Source organism: Mycobacterium sp. 852002-51152_SCH6134967 (assembly GCF_001667105.1).
GTDB lineage: Bacteria > Actinomycetota > Actinomycetes > Mycobacteriales > Mycobacteriaceae > Mycobacterium > Mycobacterium neumannii_A.
Genome location: NZ_LZIK01000014.1, coordinates 1 through 1,434 on the forward strand (window position 1 = coordinate 1; position 1,434 = coordinate 1,434).

Here is a 1,434-nt window from a genome sequence, read left to right on the forward strand (position 1 = left end):
ATCTTCACGTTCGAGCGCAGCCTTGACGTGTTTCGGTACTGGGAGTAGCCCAGACTTGTTGGTGTTACAAGGCCGACATCCTTGAACGAGATTCGCCAGACTGTCGATGTGGGACCGGGACCAGGGCAGCACATGGTCCACCTCCGTCGCAATTCGCTTGTGACAGTAGAAGCATTTGACACCGTAGGCCTTCTTCAGCGCGTCACCGACTCGCTTCAGCGCCGTCCTGTCACGACCAAATAGATAGCCTTCGAAATCCGGAACATTCTCGCTAACAGCGCGATTAAGATCCTGCACCTTCTCAACCCACAACACGTTTATCGTCGGAATGAGAAGTCCCGACAGCCGCGCCAGAGCCGTGGCGACACCTGGTTTTAAACGGACCATGCCGTGGTGCGCGGCGACATCCTCCTTTGAGCCGTTCATCCACCTGTCGTCATACAGGAATTGCTGCGAGGCGTGCCCGCCTCCGCTGGGCAATCGTTGCAGCAGTGCAAGCGGGTAGCGCCGCAGGGTTGTGGCAACAGCAGAACGCGCCCGCTTGTACTGTTTCTCTGCTTTGACTTGTGCGCTTCCAAAAGAGATTCCGGGCTGACCTCCGTCGACGACAGCGCGTAACCGTTCCACTTGGGTGAGGATGGCGAGTGGCTTCTTATCTTCTTGGCTGGACTGCTGGAGGCGTTTGGCCGTGGTGGGAAACTCCAAAACTTGCTGCCAATACAGGCGCATGACGCCGTCGGCTAGTGCCTCGATGGGCACGTCCAGCGGCGCCTTTGGATCGTTGGGGACATTGGCGAGACAGTAGTCAACTAATGCCCAGAGGGTTGCCAACTTGTAGGTCGACAGCTTCTGACCCTGCTGAAGTATCGCAATGACTCGCTCGCCCAGATCGAGCGGATCGGGCAACTTCCGTGATCGCTTTGCCATTAGAGGAGCCGCTCAGCCCCGGACATCACCACGAGTGTTTCCGCAACGAGACACTAATCGACCCTGTCAGGCGGGAGGCTGCAGACGATGACCAGCCGCGAAAGATGTAAGCGACCCGACCGAGCGGATCAGTTGCCGTACAGACCATCTTCGGAGACCTGCGGGTACATGTCTCGGTGTCTCTCGCATAGGTAGCTCGCCGCATAGGTCACGAAGTCCCAACCATCGTTAGTGATCTTGCCATCGACGGTATTGCCGCCCTCGTAATAGACGTACAAGACAGTCATGGGTTGATCGGGGTACTGATCCATCACTGCACAGGCTCTGTAGCCGCCGTCAAGTAGGTCCGCATCAGTGGGGATGCGGCTGGGCAAGACGTAGAAGGGGAGTGTCCGCACTGCCTTAAGGAACTGCTGCTCATCGGCTGGGCCGTCCGCGCTGACAGTCGGGGAAGTCAGTGACATAGCGCCTAGGGGCGCTGTCAGCGCGACTAGAGCTGCCAGAAAA

General features: G+C 57.9%; 2 protein-coding genes. Both read right to left on the reverse strand.

Features of this window, described 5'->3' with window-relative positions; translation table 11 throughout:
* Positions 1–906: HNH endonuclease (locus tag A5790_RS04240; RefSeq protein WP_197696706.1), on the reverse strand; the 906-nt coding region annotated here is incomplete at its 3' end.
* Between the two features lie 149 nt (positions 907–1,055).
* The coding region (locus A5790_RS26110) for a hypothetical protein (protein WP_231987594.1) at positions 1,056–1,434 on the reverse strand (379 nt) is incomplete at its 5' end.